This window comes from Acinetobacter sp. BSP-28 (assembly GCF_044130285.1).
Lineage (GTDB): Bacteria > Pseudomonadota > Gammaproteobacteria > Pseudomonadales > Moraxellaceae > Acinetobacter.
Window position 1 is genome coordinate 39,930 of the sequence record NZ_JBIQOB010000016.1, and the last position, 17,301, is coordinate 57,230.

At 43.5% G+C, this 17,301-nt stretch carries 15 protein-coding genes and 2 tRNA genes; 11 read left to right on the forward strand and 6 right to left on the reverse strand.

Annotation, left to right across the window (positions count from 1 at the left end; genetic code table 11):
* Window positions 1–249: 249 nt before the first annotated feature.
* On the forward strand, window positions 250–1,911 hold the full coding sequence (gene ettA, locus ACE01R_RS12280) for an energy-dependent translational throttle protein EttA (RefSeq protein ID WP_395551489.1): 1,662 nt from the start codon (window positions 250–252) through the stop codon (window positions 1,909–1,911).
* Window positions 1,912–1,960: 49 nt separating this feature from the next.
* Here the strand turns inward: ettA and ACE01R_RS12285 are convergent, their stop codons facing one another.
* Window positions 1,961–2,380: a tetratricopeptide repeat protein gene (locus ACE01R_RS12285; protein WP_395551490.1), complete on the reverse strand. Its 420-nt coding sequence runs from the start codon at window positions 2,378–2,380 to the stop codon at window positions 1,961–1,963.
* Window positions 2,381–2,690: 310 nt separating this feature from the next.
* Here ACE01R_RS12285 and ACE01R_RS12290 point away from each other — a divergent pair, with 310 nt between their 5' ends.
* A complete protein-coding gene (locus tag ACE01R_RS12290; RefSeq protein WP_395551491.1) occupies window positions 2,691–3,647 on the forward strand; it encodes a cation diffusion facilitator family transporter in 957 nt (318 codons plus the stop codon).
* Between the two features lie 24 nt (window positions 3,648–3,671).
* Here ACE01R_RS12290 and ACE01R_RS12295 read toward each other — a convergent pair whose 3' ends face one another.
* From ACE01R_RS12295 to ACE01R_RS12315, 5 genes are all read right to left on the reverse strand, one after another.
* Window positions 3,672–4,013: a hypothetical protein gene (locus ACE01R_RS12295; protein WP_395551492.1), complete on the reverse strand. Its 342-nt coding sequence runs from the start codon at window positions 4,011–4,013 to the stop codon at window positions 3,672–3,674.
* Window positions 4,014–4,177: 164 nt separating this feature from the next.
* A tRNA-Glu gene (locus tag ACE01R_RS12300) sits at window positions 4,178–4,253 on the reverse strand.
* Window positions 4,254–4,285: 32 nt separating this feature from the next.
* A tRNA-Ala gene (locus ACE01R_RS12305) sits at window positions 4,286–4,361 on the reverse strand.
* Window positions 4,362–4,418: 57 nt separating this feature from the next.
* Window positions 4,419–5,927, reverse strand: coding sequence for a glutamate--tRNA ligase (gene gltX, locus ACE01R_RS12310; protein ID WP_395551493.1), 1,509 nt, complete (start codon window positions 5,925–5,927; stop codon window positions 4,419–4,421).
* Between the two features lie 130 nt (window positions 5,928–6,057).
* Window positions 6,058–6,360, reverse strand: coding sequence for a hypothetical protein (locus tag ACE01R_RS12315; RefSeq protein WP_395551494.1), 303 nt, complete (start codon window positions 6,358–6,360; stop codon window positions 6,058–6,060).
* Window positions 6,361–6,724: 364 nt separating this feature from the next.
* On the opposite strand from ACE01R_RS12315, the gene ACE01R_RS12320 reads away from it, so the two are divergent.
* From ACE01R_RS12320 to ACE01R_RS12360, 9 genes are all read left to right on the forward strand, one after another.
* On the forward strand, window positions 6,725–7,726 hold the full coding sequence (locus tag ACE01R_RS12320) for a sulfate ABC transporter substrate-binding protein (RefSeq protein ID WP_395551495.1): 1,002 nt from the start codon (window positions 6,725–6,727) through the stop codon (window positions 7,724–7,726).
* A gap of 239 nt (window positions 7,727–7,965) precedes the next feature.
* The gene (locus ACE01R_RS12325) at window positions 7,966–8,985 is read left to right on the forward strand and encodes a sulfate ABC transporter substrate-binding protein (RefSeq protein WP_395551496.1); all 1,020 of its coding nucleotides are present in this window, start codon (window positions 7,966–7,968) and stop codon (window positions 8,983–8,985) included.
* Window positions 8,986–9,247: 262 nt separating this feature from the next.
* Window positions 9,248–10,171: a 16S rRNA (cytosine(1402)-N(4))-methyltransferase RsmH gene (rsmH, locus tag ACE01R_RS12330; protein WP_395551498.1), complete on the forward strand. Its 924-nt coding sequence runs from the start codon at window positions 9,248–9,250 to the stop codon at window positions 10,169–10,171.
* Complete coding sequence (ftsL, locus tag ACE01R_RS12335; protein ID WP_395551500.1) at window positions 10,171–10,503, forward strand: cell division protein FtsL; 333 nt, start codon at window positions 10,171–10,173, stop codon at window positions 10,501–10,503. The genes rsmH and ftsL overlap by 1 nt, the downstream gene beginning before the upstream one ends.
* Window positions 10,504–10,517: 14 nt before the next feature.
* On the forward strand, window positions 10,518–12,344 hold the full coding sequence (gene ftsI / locus ACE01R_RS12340) for a penicillin-binding protein PBP3 (RefSeq protein ID WP_395551505.1): 1,827 nt from the start codon (window positions 10,518–10,520) through the stop codon (window positions 12,342–12,344).
* Between the two features lie 10 nt (window positions 12,345–12,354).
* Window positions 12,355–13,851, forward strand: a complete 1,497-nt coding sequence (locus ACE01R_RS12345) for a UDP-N-acetylmuramoyl-L-alanyl-D-glutamate--2,6-diaminopimelate ligase (protein ID WP_395551511.1) — start codon at window positions 12,355–12,357, stop codon at window positions 13,849–13,851.
* A gap of 9 nt (window positions 13,852–13,860) precedes the next feature.
* The gene (murF, locus tag ACE01R_RS12350; RefSeq protein ID WP_395551512.1) at window positions 13,861–15,270 is read left to right on the forward strand and encodes a UDP-N-acetylmuramoyl-tripeptide--D-alanyl-D-alanine ligase; all 1,410 of its coding nucleotides are present in this window, start codon (window positions 13,861–13,863) and stop codon (window positions 15,268–15,270) included.
* Window positions 15,270–16,388, forward strand: coding sequence for a phospho-N-acetylmuramoyl-pentapeptide-transferase (gene mraY / locus ACE01R_RS12355; protein WP_395551513.1), 1,119 nt, complete (start codon window positions 15,270–15,272; stop codon window positions 16,386–16,388). Before murF ends, mraY begins: the two co-directional genes overlap by 1 nt.
* 81 nt (window positions 16,389–16,469) lie before the next feature.
* Window positions 16,470–17,276, forward strand: a complete 807-nt coding sequence (locus tag ACE01R_RS12360) for a putative RNA methyltransferase (RefSeq protein ID WP_395551514.1) — start codon at window positions 16,470–16,472, stop codon at window positions 17,274–17,276.
* The last annotated feature ends 25 nt before the right edge of the window (window positions 17,277–17,301 follow it).

Consider the following 17,301-nt stretch of genomic DNA (forward strand, 5'->3'; position numbering starts at 1 on the left):
GTGCATATTATAGAAAAGAATATCTAATTTTCTTATATTTATCGCTTTTATTCGGTCAGAATTAAATAAAACTTAGTGTCTACGATTATGTTTAAAAAACCAACACGCCATTAGTTGTAACATTCTATTGAAGATGCATGCTATGCCTTATTTTTTTTGTACTTTCATCGTATAATGCCCGCCAAATATTTGTTCGCATACTGCTGTGGGTAGAGTGCGAATGTTGCTTTTTCTATAGAGGAGTCCTACGTGGCCCAATATATTTACACGATGAACCGTGTGTCTAAGATGGTTCCGCCTAAGCGCGAAATCCTGAAAGACATCTCTTTATCATTTTTCCCAGGTGCAAAAATTGGTGTACTTGGTTTAAACGGTGCAGGTAAATCTACCTTGCTTCGTATTATGGCGGGCGTAGATAAAGATTTCTCAGGTGAAGCCCGTGCTCAACCGGGTATTAAAATCGGCTACCTTGAGCAAGAACCACCACTTGATCCTAACAAAGACGTTCGTGGTAACGTTGAAGATGGTTTACGTGAACCATTGGATGCTTTGGCTCGTCTGGATGAAGTATTTGCTGAATATGCAGCGGAAGATGCTGACTTCGACAAACTTGCAAAAGAGCAAGAAAAGTTAGAAGCCATCATTCACGCTTGGGATGCGCATAACCTGACCAACCAAATGGATCAAGCTGCTGCTGCGTTAAACCTTCCAGCTTGGGATGCAGATGTCACCTTGCTTTCAGGTGGTGAACGTCGTCGTGTTGCACTGTGCCGTTTATTGCTTTCTAAGCCGGACATGTTACTTCTTGATGAACCGACGAACCATTTGGATGCAGAATCTGTATCTTGGTTAGAGCGTTTCTTGAAAGATTTCCCTGGCACAATTGTTGCGATTACGCATGACCGTTATTTCTTGGATAACGTTGCAGAGTGGATTCTGGAGCTTGACCGTGGACATGGTATTCCTTACCAAGGTAACTATTCTTCTTGGTTGGAACAAAAGAATGCCCGTTTAGAGCAGGAAAATAAACAAGAAGAATCTTTTGCTAAGGCATTGAAAAAAGAACTTGAATGGGTTCGTTCAAATGCTAAAGGTCAGCAAAAGAAAAACAAAGCGCGTATGGAGCGTTTTGAAGAGCTTAACTCACGCGAATTCCAACAGCGTAATGAAACCTCTGAAATCTACATTCCACCTGGTCCACGTCTAGGTAACAAGGTTGTAGAAGTTGAAGGCATCAGCAAATCGTTTGATGGTCGTTTACTGTATAAAGACTTAACTTTCACAGTACCACCAACAGCGATTGTCGGTATTGTTGGTCCAAACGGTGCGGGTAAAACAACCTTATTCCGTATGATGACTGGCGAACAACAACCGGATACCGGTACCGTGACCTTAGGTGAATCGGTTAAAGTGGCTTATGTGGGTCAGATTCGCGATACTTTAGATAACAATAAAACCGTTTGGGAAGAAGTATCTGGCGGTTTAGATATCTTGCGTATCGGTGACTATGAAATCGCATCACGTGCCTATATCGGTCGCTTTAACTTTAAAGGTCAAGATCAGCAAAAACGTGTTGGTGAATTATCTGGTGGTGAGCGTAACCGTCTACAACTTGCGAAAATTCTGCAAATGGGCGCTAACGTGATCTTACTCGATGAACCATCGAACGACTTGGATATCGAAACCTTGCGTGCACTTGAGGATGCAATTTTAGTATTCCCGGGTACGGTGATGGTGGTATCGCATGACCGTTGGTTCCTGGACCGTATTGCAACGCACATCTTGTCATTTGAAAATGAAACACCAGAATTCTTCACCGGTAACTATACCGAGTTTGAAGAATATCGCCGTAAGCGCGATGGCGATGACTTGGCAACGCGTCGTCAAAAATATCGTAAAATCGGTGCTTAATCCCCGATTTTGATGTGAAAAAAACCAGCCTCCGGGCTGGTTTTTTTTATTAAAATACAATTTGAGAATAACTGTACATTAACATCTTTCGTGCTTCTGGATGACCTTGCCTGGCTGCTTTTTCTAACCATTCTTGGGCATGGGTGTAATTTTTATCAAGGCCCAAGTCACCATTCAAATAACATAGACCGAGTTTATACTGAGAATCGCGATGACCTTTTAATGCCGCACTTAAAAAGTTCCAGATCGCATTGCGTTTATCTTGAGTGGCAGGATTGTTTTCAGATATGGCGTGATTCGAATGCAAGCTTTCAAAGATCTGATGATGTTCGAGCGCTAACTTTTCATAATATTGACCTTGCGCATATTCTGACTGCACTTCGGAAATGGGATTTTGCATTCCTTGCATTTTAGAGCCCAGTAGGGGTAACCAAGCGTAAACGATCTGTTTTATTTTATGTATGATCATATTCAGCTCCTTGTTATCTGGATTAAATGATTTTTATCCAATATGTTAATGTATATACTTTTTTTTAAAATTAGGTACTTTTTATTTGTAATTTGATTTTTCATTTACTATTGCTTAGGTGTTAGTTTCTATCAAATTATTGATTTTATTTTTTAAATAGGGGTTATAGAGAATTAATTATTGTGTTGGAGCTTAGTCTCATAACTCATTACATTGGGGCAATAATGTCATGTTATTCCCCATGACTGTATTATTATGCTGAATAGTTATACCAAAAATTAGAAAAAAATAGAGTAATAAAGGAGTATGTATGGCTGAACAGCATGGACATGATCATAGTCATGCAGTGGTGACTGAAGCAAATGCCAAAAAGCTGACCTTTGCTCTGGCACTCACCAGCATTTTTCTCATTATTGAAGTGATTGCGGGTTTTATTACTCAAAGTTTGGCGCTGCTTTCTGATGCGGCGCACATGTTTACCGATGCGGCAGCCCTAGCCATTGCCCTGGTGGCGATCAAAATTGGCAAAATGCCGGCAGATAATAAAAGAACTTTTGGTTATCAACGTTTTGAAATTCTAGCGGCGCTGTTTAATGCCTCCATGCTCTTTGTAGTGGCAATGTATATTCTATTTGAAGCTTATCAGCGTTTTAGCCATCCTCCTGAAATCCAAAGTTTGGGAATGCTGGGCGTTGCGGTGATTGGCTTAATGATCAACCTGATTTCTATGCGGATTTTATTTTCCAGCTCCACAGAAAGCCTGAATGTTAAAGGGGCTTATCTGGAAGTTTTAAGTGATGCTGTAGGTTCGATCGGTGTGATTATTGGTGCTGCAATCATCTATTTCACCGGCTGGATGTGGGTAGATACCTTAATTGCAGTGCTGATTGGTTTTTGGGTATTGCCTAGAACCTGGATTTTGCTCAAACAGAGCATCAACATTCTGCTGGAAGGGGTTCCGGAAGAAATTGATATTGAGCAGTTGCGCAATGACCTTTTGAGCCTGCAGGATGTAGAAAGCATCCATCAACTCAAGGTTTGGGCTATTACGTCCAGGAATGTCCATCTGACTGTGCATCTTTATGCACCTCAGGCAGATCATAATCTGTTATATCAGCAAGCTCTGGAGATGTTGAGCCATCAACATGGTATTAGGGAAATGACGCTACAGATTGAAGATTATGAATGCAGACTACATTCATCCTGTCATCGCTATGATGACCATGAAAAACATTCACATTATCAGGAAGATTCACACCAGCACTGAAGCTGATGTGAAATCAAATCTATTTTAGATTTCCCATTCGTGATTACATTCACGACATTTCCATTTCTTTTGCGATTGCATAAAGCCTTGCATGGAAATTTTAAAATCAGGCAGGTCGCGGTAAAACAGGAAACCGGCAATGACACAGATAATAAAGGCCACTACAGTTGCAGTTTGTAGGGTAGAACCTGCACCATCGCCAAAAATCCACATTGCAATGCTAATTAAAACCAGCAGCAATAAGATAAATACTGCAGGAATAAGAAAGACGAGGCTTTTAGGAACTATAGGTCGTACTGCAGGGCTACCGGCTTGAGCGACAGGCATAATTTTAGGGCTTTGGCATTTTGGGCAACGGTATTGCATTACAACTCCATCATTTTAATTTATCGCTTATTTTAATCGGAATGACACAGAAAGCAAAAACAGCGCAAATAAAAGTTGAGAAAAAATTAAGGCAATAAAAAACCCAAGTCACAATGCTTGGGTTTTTTATAAGATCACTATATATATTACAGCCATCTTGAATATGGCGTCCCTACGGGGATTCGAACCCCGGTTACCGCCGTGAAAGGGCGATGTCCTAGGCCTCTAGACGATAGGGACAATTGAGGCAACACAGGTAAAACAGCAAACTTTGGTGGAGTCAAGGAGGATCGAACTCCTGACCTCTACAATGCCATTGTAGCGCTCTACCAACTGAGCTATGACCCCAGTTTGTGTGAGCGCAATATTAGGGGTATTGCGCCTACACGTCAACTATAAAATCAATTATGCTTGATCAACTGCATCATTTTTCGACAATTTTAAGCTTTCATTGAGTTTTTCCCAAGCTTTTGCTTCTTTTTTGCTCGGACCGCCGACAATTTCCAGGGCATGACGTAAGCGCGCGAAAGTTAAATCGGGACCAATCGTTACCATTGATTGCATCACTGGAGTCGAAGAGGTTGAACCGGCAATTGCAATAAAGAAAGTTGGCATAAAGTCACGAAGTTTCACTTCCATCTGGTTTGCCAAGTCCATTAGGGTTTGGCTTACCGTATCATTATTCCAGGTGAACAGATTTTCCAAACGCCAAATCGCAAACTGCAGGCTTTGACGAACCTGTTCTTCGGTCAATTTCTTACTTTCAAACTGTTCTTTAGTGATTGTTGGGAATTGGTTGAAATAAAAACCAGCCCAATTCACAGCTTCGGACAACAAGTTGATTCGTGGTTGAATGGCTGCAGCAATATCTTCTAAAGTTTGACGATCTGCTTTCCAGGCCAATAGGGTATTTAACAATTCGGCAGGAGAGAGCGCTTTAATCCATTGACCATTGAGCCAGTTGAGTTTTTCAACATCAAAGATTGGACCACCGAGTGATACACGTTTAATGTCGAAATGTTCAACCATTTCCGCCAAAGTGAACTTTTCACGTTCATCTGGCATTGACCAGCCCATACGGCCTAAATAGTTTAACAAGGCTTCTGGTAACACGCCGATATCTTTGTAGTAATTGATAGATGTCGGGTTTTTACGTTTAGACAGTTTTGATTTGTCCGGGTTACGTAACAGGGGCATGTGGCAAAGCACAGGCATGTCCCAGCCAAAGTATTTGTAAAGCAATTGGTGTTTCGGTGCCGATGGAATCCATTCTTCACCACGAATCACGTGGGTGATTTGCATGAGATGGTCATCAACTACGTTTGCCAGGTGGTAGGTCGGCAAACCATCGGTTTTCAACAGGATTTGCATGTCCACTTGTGCCCATGGAATTTCCACTTCACCACGCAGCATGTCGTTAAATTTGCAGCTACCTTCTGTCGGTACTTTCATACGGATCACATGTGGCTCGCTAGCGGCAAGACGACGTGCAACTTCATCCTGAGACAATAATAAACCACGGCCGTCATAACGGGGTGTTTCACCGCGCGCTTGCTGTTCCGTACGCATTTGGTCTAGTTCTTCAGCAGTTGCGAAGCAGTAGAAGGCATGGCCTTTTTCTACGAGCTCCAGAGCATATTGTTTATAGATGCCCATACGTTCAGATTGACGGTAGGGTGCATGAGGACCGCCGACATCTGGACCTTCTGACCAGTTCAAGCCTAACCAGCGCAATGAGTCTAAAATCATTTTTTCAGATTCAGGGGTTGAACGCAGTTGATCAGTATCTTCAATACGAAGAATAAATTCACCGCCATGCTTTTTAGCAAAACATAAGTTAAATAAGGCAATATAAGCAGTGCCTACGTGTGGAAAGCCAGTAGGAGAAGGCGCAATACGAGTACGAACAGTCATAACCAATATTTTTCAGAATGTGAATGGAAGCTATTATAACGAAAAAGCCTAATCACTTAATGTTAAATTCAACATTGAAATGATTAGGCTTATTTTGAACCTCTAAAGGGGTAAGAAGTCCGCTGTTGGGTTAAGAGCTGCTTTGTGGGAACAGGGCCTGAACAAAACGGCTAAATTTCTGGTTTTGGGCGGCAAAGAAGCTTTGAGTGGGTGCGACTTTAATTTCGGTCAGAATCTTTAAATCGTTATCGGCACGTAAAGTATTTCCACCTTGCTTCTGCTGTTGCAAAGCTTTTTCAATCAATGACGATTTTTCAGGGCTTAACGTCACTTTGGCTTCGGTACCTTTAATTGCAGCTGCATTTCCCAGCTGAGCCATAAACCCTAAAGTTAAACTTAAGCTAAAAACTTGTATAATTGCTGTATATCGCATTTCAACATCCCCCTTGCTGGTGCTGGAATTTTATATATTGTTTTAATCCGATGAGTGTCTACCATTTAACCATACAAAAAAATACAAAAGTAGAACTGGATCACACTTTTTTACAAAATAATAAAATACCTGTAAACATTGTGCTTTTTGTATCAAACAAATATGGAGACAACATGGAGAAGGAGGGGAAAACAGAAAACTGTAGCGTTATCATGAGGTTTTTTAGTACTAAAAATGCATTTTAAAGCATTTTTATGGATATATTAAAAATCGATTTTTAATCAATAAAATATTATAAGTTTTTGATTGTTAAAAATATTTGTGATTTATATAGTGCTCTTATTATTAAATAAGAGTGTTACATATGAAAAAAATAATCGCCTCTACTCTTTTGGTGTTGCTTGGGGGCATGGGGACACAGAGCTTCGCCGCGAAAGATTTCCTGAATGTATCTTATGATCCGACCCGTGAGTTTTATCAGGAATATAATCAGGCCTTTGGTAAGTACTGGAAAGAACGTACCGGCCAAGAAATCAATTTTAAGCAATCTCATGGTGGTTCGGGCAAACAGGCGCGTTCCGTGATTGATGGTTTGCAGGCTGATGTGGTGACTTTGGCCTTAGCCAACGATATTGATGAAATTGTCAAAGCTGGCCTGATCCATAAAAACTGGCAAAAGCAGTTTCCGAACAATTCTGCACCCTATACCTCGACCGTGGTTTTTTTAGTTCGCAAGGGTAATCCCAAAAATATTAAAGACTGGAACGATTTAACCAAGCCGGGTGTGGAAATTATTACGCCAAATCCGAAAACTGGCGGTGCACCACGCTGGATTTACCTGTCTGCATGGGGCTATGCGTTAAAACAGCGGGGTGGTAATGATGCCAAAGCCCGTGAGCTGGTTAAAAAGCTCTATGGTAATGTCAAAGTACTGGATTCTGGCGCACGCGGTTCTTTAACCACATTTGCTGAACGTGGTATTGGCGATGTGCTGTTGTCTTGGGAAAATGAGGCCTTATTGGCGACGCAAGGCTTGGGTAAAGACAAATATCAGATTGTCTATCCATCCATTTCAATTTTGGCTGAGCCGTCAGTAGCAATTGTCGATAAAAATGTCGATAAGGATGGCAACCGAAATTTGGCTAAAGGTTATCTCAACTATTTATATTCGCCTAAAGGGCAGGAGCTGGCAGCGCAATATTTCTTCCGTCCACGCAATTCACAGGCGGCAGTGAAATATGCGGCACAATTTCCAAAAATCAAACTGTTTACCATTGGTGATGTATTTGGTGGGTGGGCCAAGGCACAGAAAACCCATTTTGTGAATGGTGCTGTTTTTGATCAAATTTATAGTGAAAAGAATTAAGCCTGATTTTTGAAAAAAGAGTAAAAACGGATAATTTGTTATCCGTTTTTTTCATATCTAATCCATAAAAATCTATATATCTTGAATAAGTATAATGTTATCGTCTTTTTTCTATCTAAAACAGTAGATTAAGTAGAAAAACCTTTTATCTTAATCGGTTATGTCTAAGTTTGATGAATTGCGGATTATGACTTTATTTCATATAGTTAGCATTAATGAAGATAATTGATCTGTATGCCATGAAAACTCAATTTAAAGCCTTATTCAGTGCAGCATTGCTTGCTACCGGCATGGCTTTTACTGCAACTTCTGCTCAGGCGGCAGAACGTGAATTTTTAAATGTATCTTATGATGCAACGCGTGAATTTTATGAAGAATTCAACAAGTCTTTTGGTGCTTACTGGAAAGAACGTACCGGCCGTACTGTCAATTTTAAGCAGTCGCATGGTGGTTCAGGTAAACAGGCCCGTTCCGTTGTGGATGGCTTAAAAGGCGATGTAGTAACTCTGGCTTTGGCAAACGATATTGAAGAAATCGTCAAGTCTGGTCAGATTCAGCCGGGTTGGCAAAAAGAGTTCCCATATAACTCTGCGCCTTATACATCAACCATTGTGTTTATGGTGCGTAAAGGTAATCCAAAGCAGATTAAAGACTGGTCTGACTTGACCAAGCCGGGTGTACAAATTATTACCCCGAACCCGAAAACAGGCGGTTTACCGCGTTGGGTATACTTGTCGGCTTGGGGTTATGCACTGAAACAACCGGGTGGTAATGAGGCCAAAGCCAAAGACTTTGTTGGCAAGATGTACCACAATGTTAAAGTGATGGACTCGGCTGCCCGTGCTTCCATGACGACTTTCGCAGAACGCGGTATTGGTGATGTGCTGTTGACTTGGGAAAATGAAGCCCTAGTGACGCAAAAAACTTTGGGTAAAAACAAGTTTGATATTGTTTATCCATCCATGTCTATCCTCACCGAGCCATCAGTGGCTATCGTGGATAAAACCGTCGAGAAAAACGGTAATAAATGGTTAGCCAAAGGTTATATCAACTACTTGTACTCACCATTGGGTCAGGAAATGGCAGCAAAATATTACTATCGTCCACGCAACCCGGAAGTGTTAGCAAAATACTCTGCTCAATTCCCGAAACTGAAGACCTTTACCATTGATGAAGTGTTTGGTGGCTGGGGCAAAGCACAACAGACCCACTTTGCCAATGGTGCGATTTTCGACCAGATTTATAATAGCAAACGTTAATTCTGCATAATCTGAAAAAGCCAATCCTGAGAGGTTGGCTTTTTTATTGCCGTTTAGATGAATGGTGTCACATCATTTTTAAATCATCAAACTCACCGAACGATAAAAATCACATGCAAGATAGCGTAGATCTGGATGGAATCCATTTAGAAACGGTTTTCTCTATGAAAAGTAATATTTCCCTACAAAAAGTCGTTTGGAGCTTTATCAAAACAAGGTAATAATGTGCAGTTACATTTTTCCTAGTATTGATTGAACCCTTATGTCGCATATTTCTGTATTACTTCACGAAACTGTTGATGCCTTGTTGGCGGATCGCAATACAGGAATTTACGTCGATGGCACTTTCGGTCGTGGCGGTCATACCCGTTTATTGCTTTCTAAATTAGATGAAAATGCACGTGTATATGGCTTTGATAAAGATCCGCAAGCTTTGGAAACAGCAGCACTGTTGGAACAGGAAGATTCACGCTTTAAAATTATTCATGCCAGCTTTGCGGATTTAAAACAGGAACTGGAAGCATTGGGGATCGACAAGGTTGATGGTGTGATGGCAGATTTAGGGGTGTCATCTCCACAACTCGATCAGGCTGAACGTGGCTTTAGTTTTATGAAAGATGGACCACTTGATATGCGTATGGACAATTCGCAAGGTCCAACGGCGGCCGAGTGGCTGGTGGATATTGAAGAAGAAGCCTTGGCGAATATTATTTTCCAATATGGTGAGGAACGTTATAGTCGCCGTATTGCCAAAGCCATTAAAGCTGCTGGCTATATTGAAACCACAGCTCAACTGGCAGAGATCGTAAAGGTTGCCCATCCGAAATGGGAAAAAAATAAACATGCCGCAACCCGAACTTTTCAGGCCATCCGTATTGCCATTAACAAAGAATTAGATGATATTGAAGCTTTCTTGCCGCAAGCAGTGGATGTGCTCAAAGCAGAAGGTCGTCTGGCAGTGATCAGTTTCCACTCATTAGAAGATCGATTAATTAAACAATTTATTCAAAAAGAATCGACTTTAGCGGAAGATACCAGTTGGGGTATGCCACAAGAACGGGAAGATACCCGTCGTTTAAAGAAAATTTCCCGAGTTCGTGCCAGTGAAGAAGAGGTGAAAGCCAACCCTCGTTCTCGTAGTGCATGGCTTAGAGTTGCAGAGCGCTTAGCTTCAAAAGGCGAATAATGAAAACTGAAGTTGTTGAAAAGAAAACCGACAAAAAGCCGATGAAAAAACTCATCAGTTATATCGTTTTGCTGCTGCTGGTCTTTCTTAGCGCAATTATGGTGGTATTCAAGGTATTTGAATATCGTCATGATTATCGCGAATTAAGTTCTTTTATGCGGGAAAGGGATGATCTGAATGCAGAGTGGGGGCGTTTGCTGATTGAGCAACAAACCTTTGGTGCGACAGCGCAAATTGGCACACGCGCGGTAACGCAGCTTCGCATGTATTCGCCACCAGCAGCGCAGACGGTTGTAATTGCTTTACCAATGACTTCAGAAGATAAAAAATAGGGCTAGCTGTAATTATGGTGGACAAAAGAACAACGCAGGCAACACGCAAAAAGCAGCAGCCGATTAGCGAGAAAAATGCCCTTAGCGTAGATATGTGGCGTTTTTATCTGATGTGGAGTGTGGTTTTACTGTGCTTTTTGGCTTTGGTGGGTCGTGCATTTTATGTACAGGTGATCAACAAGGACTTTTTGCAAAATAAGGCCAATGCCAATATTTTGAGAACGGAAAAAGTCAAGGCGATGCGTGGCGTGATCTATGACCGCCATGGTGTGCCTTTGGCCATCAGTACGCCGGTCATGAAGGTGGTGATTGATCCGCGTGACTATTTTGAAACCAAAAAACTGTTTGATGAGATTACAGCCGAACTGGCTAAAGATCCCAATAACCGCAAACTGAAACGCCAGCTACCCGATAAAAACCTCAATCTGGATGAGCTTGCCGATGCAGTGGGGATGGACCGTGCCGAGCTGAAAAAGAAAATGAACGATAAGCCTCGTTCACGTTATCTGGTACTGCAAAAAGAAATTCCACCCCAGCAAGCCGAACTGATCGCGAAACGTGAGTTTCAGGGTGTTTATACCGAGAAAAACTATAAACGTTACTATCCGCAGCCGCAGCCTAATGCACAGATTATTGGTTTGACCAACAGTGAAGGCATGGGGATTGAAGGTCTGGAGATGCAGCTGAATAAGGCTTTATCTGGGCATGATGGCGAACAGCAGATTGTGCGGGATAAAAAAGGCAACCGTTTTAAAGATCCTGAAATTATTAAGGAAGTTGAAGCTGGGGAAAATATCACCTTAAGTATCGATTCGCGTCTGCAATATATTCTGTACCGCGAATTGACTGCTGCAGGGGTAGCGAATAATGCACGTTCTGCCACTGCTATTGCCGTGGATGTCAAAACCGGTGAAATTCTGGCCATGACCAGCTGGCCATCTTATAACCCGAACGATAAAAAAAGTTTAGCCAATAAAGATGCCATGCGTAACCGCGGTGCAGTTGACTCATTTGAGCCGGGTTCGACCATGAAGCCGCTGACTGTGGCGATGGCACTGGAAAGTGGCAAATATACTGCGAACTCCATCGTTAATACTTCGCCGGGCAGTATGCGCATTGGTAACCATACCATTCGAGATACCCATAACTATGGCGCACTGACTTTGGGTGGCATCATTCAGAAATCTTCTAACGTCGGTGTTGCAAAACTTGCATTGTCCTTGCCGTATGCGACCTTGCCGACTTTTTATAAACGCGTGGGCTTTGGACAACGTTCAGCGGTTAAGTTCCCGGGTGAAAGTGCGGGTCTGATTTTGCCGCCAAGCAAATGGAACGTCTCGGAAGTGGGCACCATGGCTTATGGTTATGGCCTGAATGCGACGGTACTGCAAATTGCTGATGCCTATGCCATGATTGCCAATAAAGGCGTGAAGGTGCCTTTAAGCTTGTACAAACTGGAGCAGCCACCTAAGGGCGAGCAAATTGTCGATGCAAAAATTGCCGAACAGGTTTTGTTGATGATGGAAGCGGTGACCTTGCCTGGCGGTACAGCACAGCAGGCGAATATTCCAGGTTATCGTGTAGCAGGTAAGACCGGGACAGCACATAAATTACGTGCAGACCGTAAGGGGTATTCAGACAATGAATATCGTGCGCTGTTTGCCGGCATGGCACCTGTCAGTGATCCACGTTTGGCGATAGTCATTGTGGTGGAAAATCCGAAAGGACAATATTACGGTGGTTTGGTGGCAGCACCGGTATTTGCACGTGTGATGCAAGAATCCTTACGTTTGATGAACGTGCCTTTAGATAAACCTTTAGATACTCCCAAAATCCAGTAACAGGTGATGAATGTCGATTACATTTCAAGATCTCTACAGTACTGAGAAAACCACTGGATGGATGAGCAAGCCATTCGCTGGCTTTAGTTTAGATAGTCGTAAAGTTGAAGCAGGGCAAATTTTTATTGCCCTGACTAGTTTTTCTCAGCCTGAAAAAACGCTGCAATTTGCCCAATCCGCTTTGGCACGGGGTGCCTTGGCAGTAGTGAGTGAAACGGATCTGGGGCTGGAAAATAGCATTGTGGTAGCGAATGTCCGTCATGTGATGGGACAGTGGCAAAAACAATATTTGCAGGCCAGCCAACCAGTCGATGCCGCGCGCATTATTGCAGTGACCGGAACCAATGGTAAAACCACCATCTCGCGTTTAATTGCTGAACTGTTGATGTTGCAAGGCAAGAAATGCGCCGTGATGGGAACCACCGGTAACGGTATTTTACCGAATCTGGAAGCCTCTTCGCATACCACGCTGGATGCCCTGCAGCTACAAAATGCCTTACATGAATATGCACAGGCCGGAGCTGAATTTGCGGCGATTGAAGCCAGCTCGCACGGTCTGGAACAGGGACGTTTGAATGGCTGCGATATCGAAATTGCGGCTTATAGTAACTTGAGTCGTGATCATCTGGATTATCATGGGACGCTTGAAGCCTATGCCGAAGCGAAGTCGCGATTATTCCAATTTGCTACCTTGAAAGTGGCGATTATCAATATGGATGATGAGCATGCGCGGGTCATGCTTGACGCTGCAAAATCAAATCCAGCCCAACCGAAAATCCTCACTTACTCAATCACGCAAGCAGCTGACTATCGGGTTGAAAATATTCAATATAGTTTAAGCGGCGCATGCTTTAAACTGATCACTGCAAAGGGCGAATTTGAAGTAAATAGTCCCTTGCTTGGTCATTTTAATGTGGAAAATATTGTGGCAAGTCTGATTGCTGCGGAGCAGGCTGGCTTTAAGCTGACCGATTTGATTGCAGTTGCACCGCAACTGAAAGGTGCGCCGGGTCGTATGCAGGTGATCCGTGATGGCGAGCGTCTGTTTGTAGTGGATTATGCTCATACGCCCGATGCCCTGATTCAGGTACTGACCACCTTAAAACGCCATGTATCGAAAAATTTATGGGCGGTATTTGGCTGTGGCGGTGACCGTGACCGTGGTAAGCGCCCGCTGATGACCCGGGCTGCCTTGGATCATGCCGATGTTTCGCTGATCACTTCTGACAACCCGCGAACCGAAGACCCAGAACAGATTTTTGCTGACATGAAAGCCGGAATTGATTTTTCAAAGCATCAAGTACATGAAATTCATGACCGCCGTGAAGCGATTAAATTTGCAGTGAAACAGGCTCAGGCGGGTGATATCGTGATTATTGCCGGTAAGGGGCATGAAAACTATCAGGAAATTGATGGCGTACGTCATTGGTTCGATGATGTGGTTGAAGTGCAGGCAGCCATTGATGCACAACATCACTCACCAGATTCAGCTTATCCTGCGCAATAGGAAATCATCATGCATACATCAACCACCAGTACAGTGCCTTTAGAGCCATGGACAGCAGCTCAACTTGCTGACGCTACTCAAGGTTACTGGTTGAATGACAAAGTACCTCAAGGCGAAATCAAACGAATTTTGACTGATTCGCGTTTTGCGGAAAAAGGGGATGCTTTTCTTGCCCTGCAAGGTGAGCGTTTTGATGCGCATGACTTTGTTGCTCAAGTGGCAGGTAAAGGCTGTGAAATCGCGATTGTCAGCCATCCAGTGGATGCTGATATCTGTCAGCTTGTAGTTGTTGATACCCGATTGGCATTGGGGCAGCTCGGGGCTTATCGCCGTGCGCAAAATCCACAATTAAAAGTGATTGCCCTGACTGGCAGTAGTGGTAAAACCACCACCAAAGAAATGCTCGGCAGTATTTTATCCCGTCTTGCCCCGACCTTGATTACCCGCGGCAACCTGAATAACGATTTGGGTGTGCCGATGATGCTGCTCGAGCTGCGTGCGGAACACCAATATGCAGTGATGGAATTGGGCGCCAGCCATCAAGGTGAAATTGATTACACCTCCAATCTGGTACAATCGCATGTGGCCGGGATTATCAATATTGGTACTGCGCATCTAGGTGAGTTTGGCGGACGCGATGGTATCTGTCGGGCAAAATCGGAAATTTATGCGCATATTGCCCCAACAGGTACTTCGATTGTTCCTGCTGCGGATGATTTTGCTGACCCGATTCGTCAGGCAGTACAGACTGAAAAAGTCTTGAGTTTTGGGCAAGGTGGTGATGTGTATGCAACAGACATCGAGTTGCAAGCACAATCTTCTCACTTTACTTTAAATACCCCACAAGGCATGCGTCAGATCAATCTGCCATTTGCCGGTGAACATAATGTGCAGAATGCTACTGCTGCGACAGCTTTTGCCTTGGCGATTGGTGTTACGCTGGATGATATTGTGACCGGTTTGGAGCAGGCGAAAGGCGCGAAAGGCCGTTTGAACTTTATTCATACTGCAAAACATTTGTTTATTGATGATACGTACAATGCCAATCCGACGTCCATGCGTGCTGCAGCCGAAGTGCTGGCGCAACAGGAAGGCGTCAAAGTAATGGTGATTGGTGATATTGGCGAATTAGGCGCAAGTGCTGCACAGCAACACTATATGCTGGGGCGTGACCTGGTTTCGGTACCGGGAGTTCACTTCGTCGTTGCCGTAGGTGAATTTGCTCCGGCTACCCAAGAAGGGGCGCGGAGTACCCAGTATGGCAAAAAACTGCAGGCCTTCCTGACCCAGGCACAAGCCCTTCCTTTCTTAATTGGTTTAATTGAAACACATCAACCTCAATCCATGAGTTTCCTGTTTAAAGGTTCTCGTTATACCCACATGGAAACATTGATGGCTGATTTGATGGAGAAACTTTAATGCTGTTATGGTTATTTGAACACCTGGCTGGCTACAATAGCTCGTTCGGCGTGATCCGTTATTTAACATTACGTGCGCTGCTCAGTGTCTTAACCGCATTGACCATTGGACTGGTTTTGGGTCCGGTAATGATCCGTAAGCTGCAAGCTTTAAAATACGGACAGGCCGTAAGTTCTTTTGCTCCTGAAGGTCACGCCAAGAAAATGGGAACCCCTACCATGGGCGGGATCTTGATCCTGCTATCAATTGGTATTTCAACCCTGTTATGGGCTGATTTATCTAATCCTTATGTCTGGATTGTATTGAGCGTGATGGTGATTTTTGGTGCCGTCGGTTGGGCAGATGACTGGATTAAGGTACGTTATAAAGACAATGCCGGTCTACCTGCACGAAAGAAATTCTTCTGGACTTCCGTCGGTTCGTTAGGTGCGGGTATTGCCCTGTATGTGATTGCCACTCAACAGGTCAATCCTGTACACACCAGCAACATGCTGGATTTATTGATTCCGTTCTTTAAAAACCTGACGATTCCATTGTCTGCAATTCCGTTGGGGATTGGTTTTATTATCTTTACCTATCTGGTAATTAACGGTGCATCCAATGCGGTGAACCTGACCGATGGTCTGGATGGTCTGGCGATTATGCCGATCGTTCTTGTGGCGGCAGGTTTAGGGGTGTTTGCTTATCTTGCCGGTGATATCCGTTTTGCCAATTATCTGCATATTCCGTATGTGAAATATTCATCTGAACTTGTGGTGATCTGTGCAGCGATGATTGGTGCCGGTTTGGCCTTCCTTTGGTATAACGCACATCCTGCGCAAGTGTTTATGGGCGATGTCGGTGCACTCTCATTAGGTGCGATGCTGGGTACAATTGCAGTGATGGTTCGTCAGGAAATCGTGTTTGCGATTATGGGCGGGGTATTTGTGGTTGAAGCCATTTCCGTGTTCCTGCAAATTGGTTCACTGCGTATGCGTAACAAACGTGTATTCCTGATGGCACCGCTGCATCACCATTATGAGAAAAAAGGCTGGCGTGAAACTCAGGTGGTGATCCGTTTCTGGATTATTACGATTATGCTGGTGGTATTGGGTTTAATGACCTTAAAATTACGTTAAGCAAATCTTTGCAAAAGAGCCGGCATTTGCTCCCACATTTGCCGGCTCTTTTTATTGCACTTTTAGGTTTTGGAGAAAAGAATGAATCTGCTGATGTGTCCTGTATGTCGTGAGGCATTGCACCTGAACGAGAAAACCTGGCGCTGTGCAAATCAGCATAGTTATGACGTAGCAAAACAAGGCTATGTCAATCTGCATGTGGTACAACACAAGCATAGTAAGCATCCAGGCGATACGCCCGAATCGGTGCAAGCCCGTCGTGCATTTTTAAGTGCAGGTTTTTATGCGCCTTTACAGCAGGCAGTAGTTGAAAAAATTCGCGAGTTACGCATTGAAAATCTGCTGGATATTGGCTGTGGTGAAGGTTATTACACTAATGCCATGCAAGCGGAAGTGCTGCAATGTGTCGGTGTGGATATTGCTAAAAATGCGGTTCAGGTGGCTGCAAAACTGAATAAAAATATGACCTGGGTGGTAGGTACGGGAGCGACCTTGCCGGTACTGGATGCTTCAATTGATTTATGTAGTAGTCTATTTAGTCCGATTCCGAAACAGGAAATATTACGGGTACTTAAACCGCATGCCTATTTGATGGTGGTGACCCCGGCGAAAGAGCATTTATATGCCATGCGTGAAGCGCTTTTTGAAGAAGTCAATCCGCATGAGCCGCATAAATTTGTCGCTCAGCTGGAAGACGCTTTTGAGCTGGTGGAGGAAAGTGTGGTGGATGCTCCATTTACCTTGTCGCAAGCGGATTTAAAAAATCTGATTGCCATGACGCCTTATGCCTACAAAGCTAAGCCAGAGCGACGTCAGACATTAGAACAACTCGAACAATTCGAGTTAAAAGCACAATTTCAGATTTATCTGTTTAAAAAGAAATCTTAAAAAATAAGTGCATTAAAAAGCCCTC

What these genes read in the sequence shown, in the direction of transcription:
- rsmH (WP_395551498.1), top strand. Translation starts at nt 9,248, where the DNA reads ATGTCGCATATTTCTGTATTACTTCACGAAACTGTTGATGCCTTGTTG.
- mraY (WP_395551513.1), top strand. Translation starts at nt 15,270, where the DNA reads ATGCTGTTATGGTTATTTGAACACCTGGCTGGCTACAATAGCTCGTTC.
- ftsI (WP_395551505.1), top strand. Translation starts at nt 10,518, where the DNA reads ATGGTGGACAAAAGAACAACGCAGGCAACACGCAAAAAGCAGCAGCCG.
- ACE01R_RS12315 (WP_395551494.1), bottom strand. Translation starts at nt 6,360, where the DNA reads ATGCGATATACAGCAATTATACAAGTTTTTAGCTTAAGTTTAACTTTA.
- ACE01R_RS12290 (WP_395551491.1), top strand. Translation starts at nt 2,691, where the DNA reads ATGGCTGAACAGCATGGACATGATCATAGTCATGCAGTGGTGACTGAA.
- ftsL (WP_395551500.1), top strand. Translation starts at nt 10,171, where the DNA reads ATGAAAACTGAAGTTGTTGAAAAGAAAACCGACAAAAAGCCGATGAAA.
- ACE01R_RS12295 (WP_395551492.1), bottom strand. Translation starts at nt 4,013, where the DNA reads ATGCAATACCGTTGCCCAAAATGCCAAAGCCCTAAAATTATGCCTGTC.
- murF (WP_395551512.1), top strand. Translation starts at nt 13,861, where the DNA reads ATGCATACATCAACCACCAGTACAGTGCCTTTAGAGCCATGGACAGCA.
- ACE01R_RS12320 (WP_395551495.1), top strand. Translation starts at nt 6,725, where the DNA reads ATGAAAAAAATAATCGCCTCTACTCTTTTGGTGTTGCTTGGGGGCATG.
- ACE01R_RS12345 (WP_395551511.1), top strand. Translation starts at nt 12,355, where the DNA reads ATGTCGATTACATTTCAAGATCTCTACAGTACTGAGAAAACCACTGGA.
- ACE01R_RS12360 (WP_395551514.1), top strand. Translation starts at nt 16,470, where the DNA reads ATGAATCTGCTGATGTGTCCTGTATGTCGTGAGGCATTGCACCTGAAC.
- ACE01R_RS12285 (WP_395551490.1), bottom strand. Translation starts at nt 2,380, where the DNA reads ATGATCATACATAAAATAAAACAGATCGTTTACGCTTGGTTACCCCTA.
- gltX (WP_395551493.1), bottom strand. Translation starts at nt 5,927, where the DNA reads ATGACTGTTCGTACTCGTATTGCGCCTTCTCCTACTGGCTTTCCACAC.
- ACE01R_RS12325 (WP_395551496.1), top strand. Translation starts at nt 7,966, where the DNA reads ATGAAAACTCAATTTAAAGCCTTATTCAGTGCAGCATTGCTTGCTACC.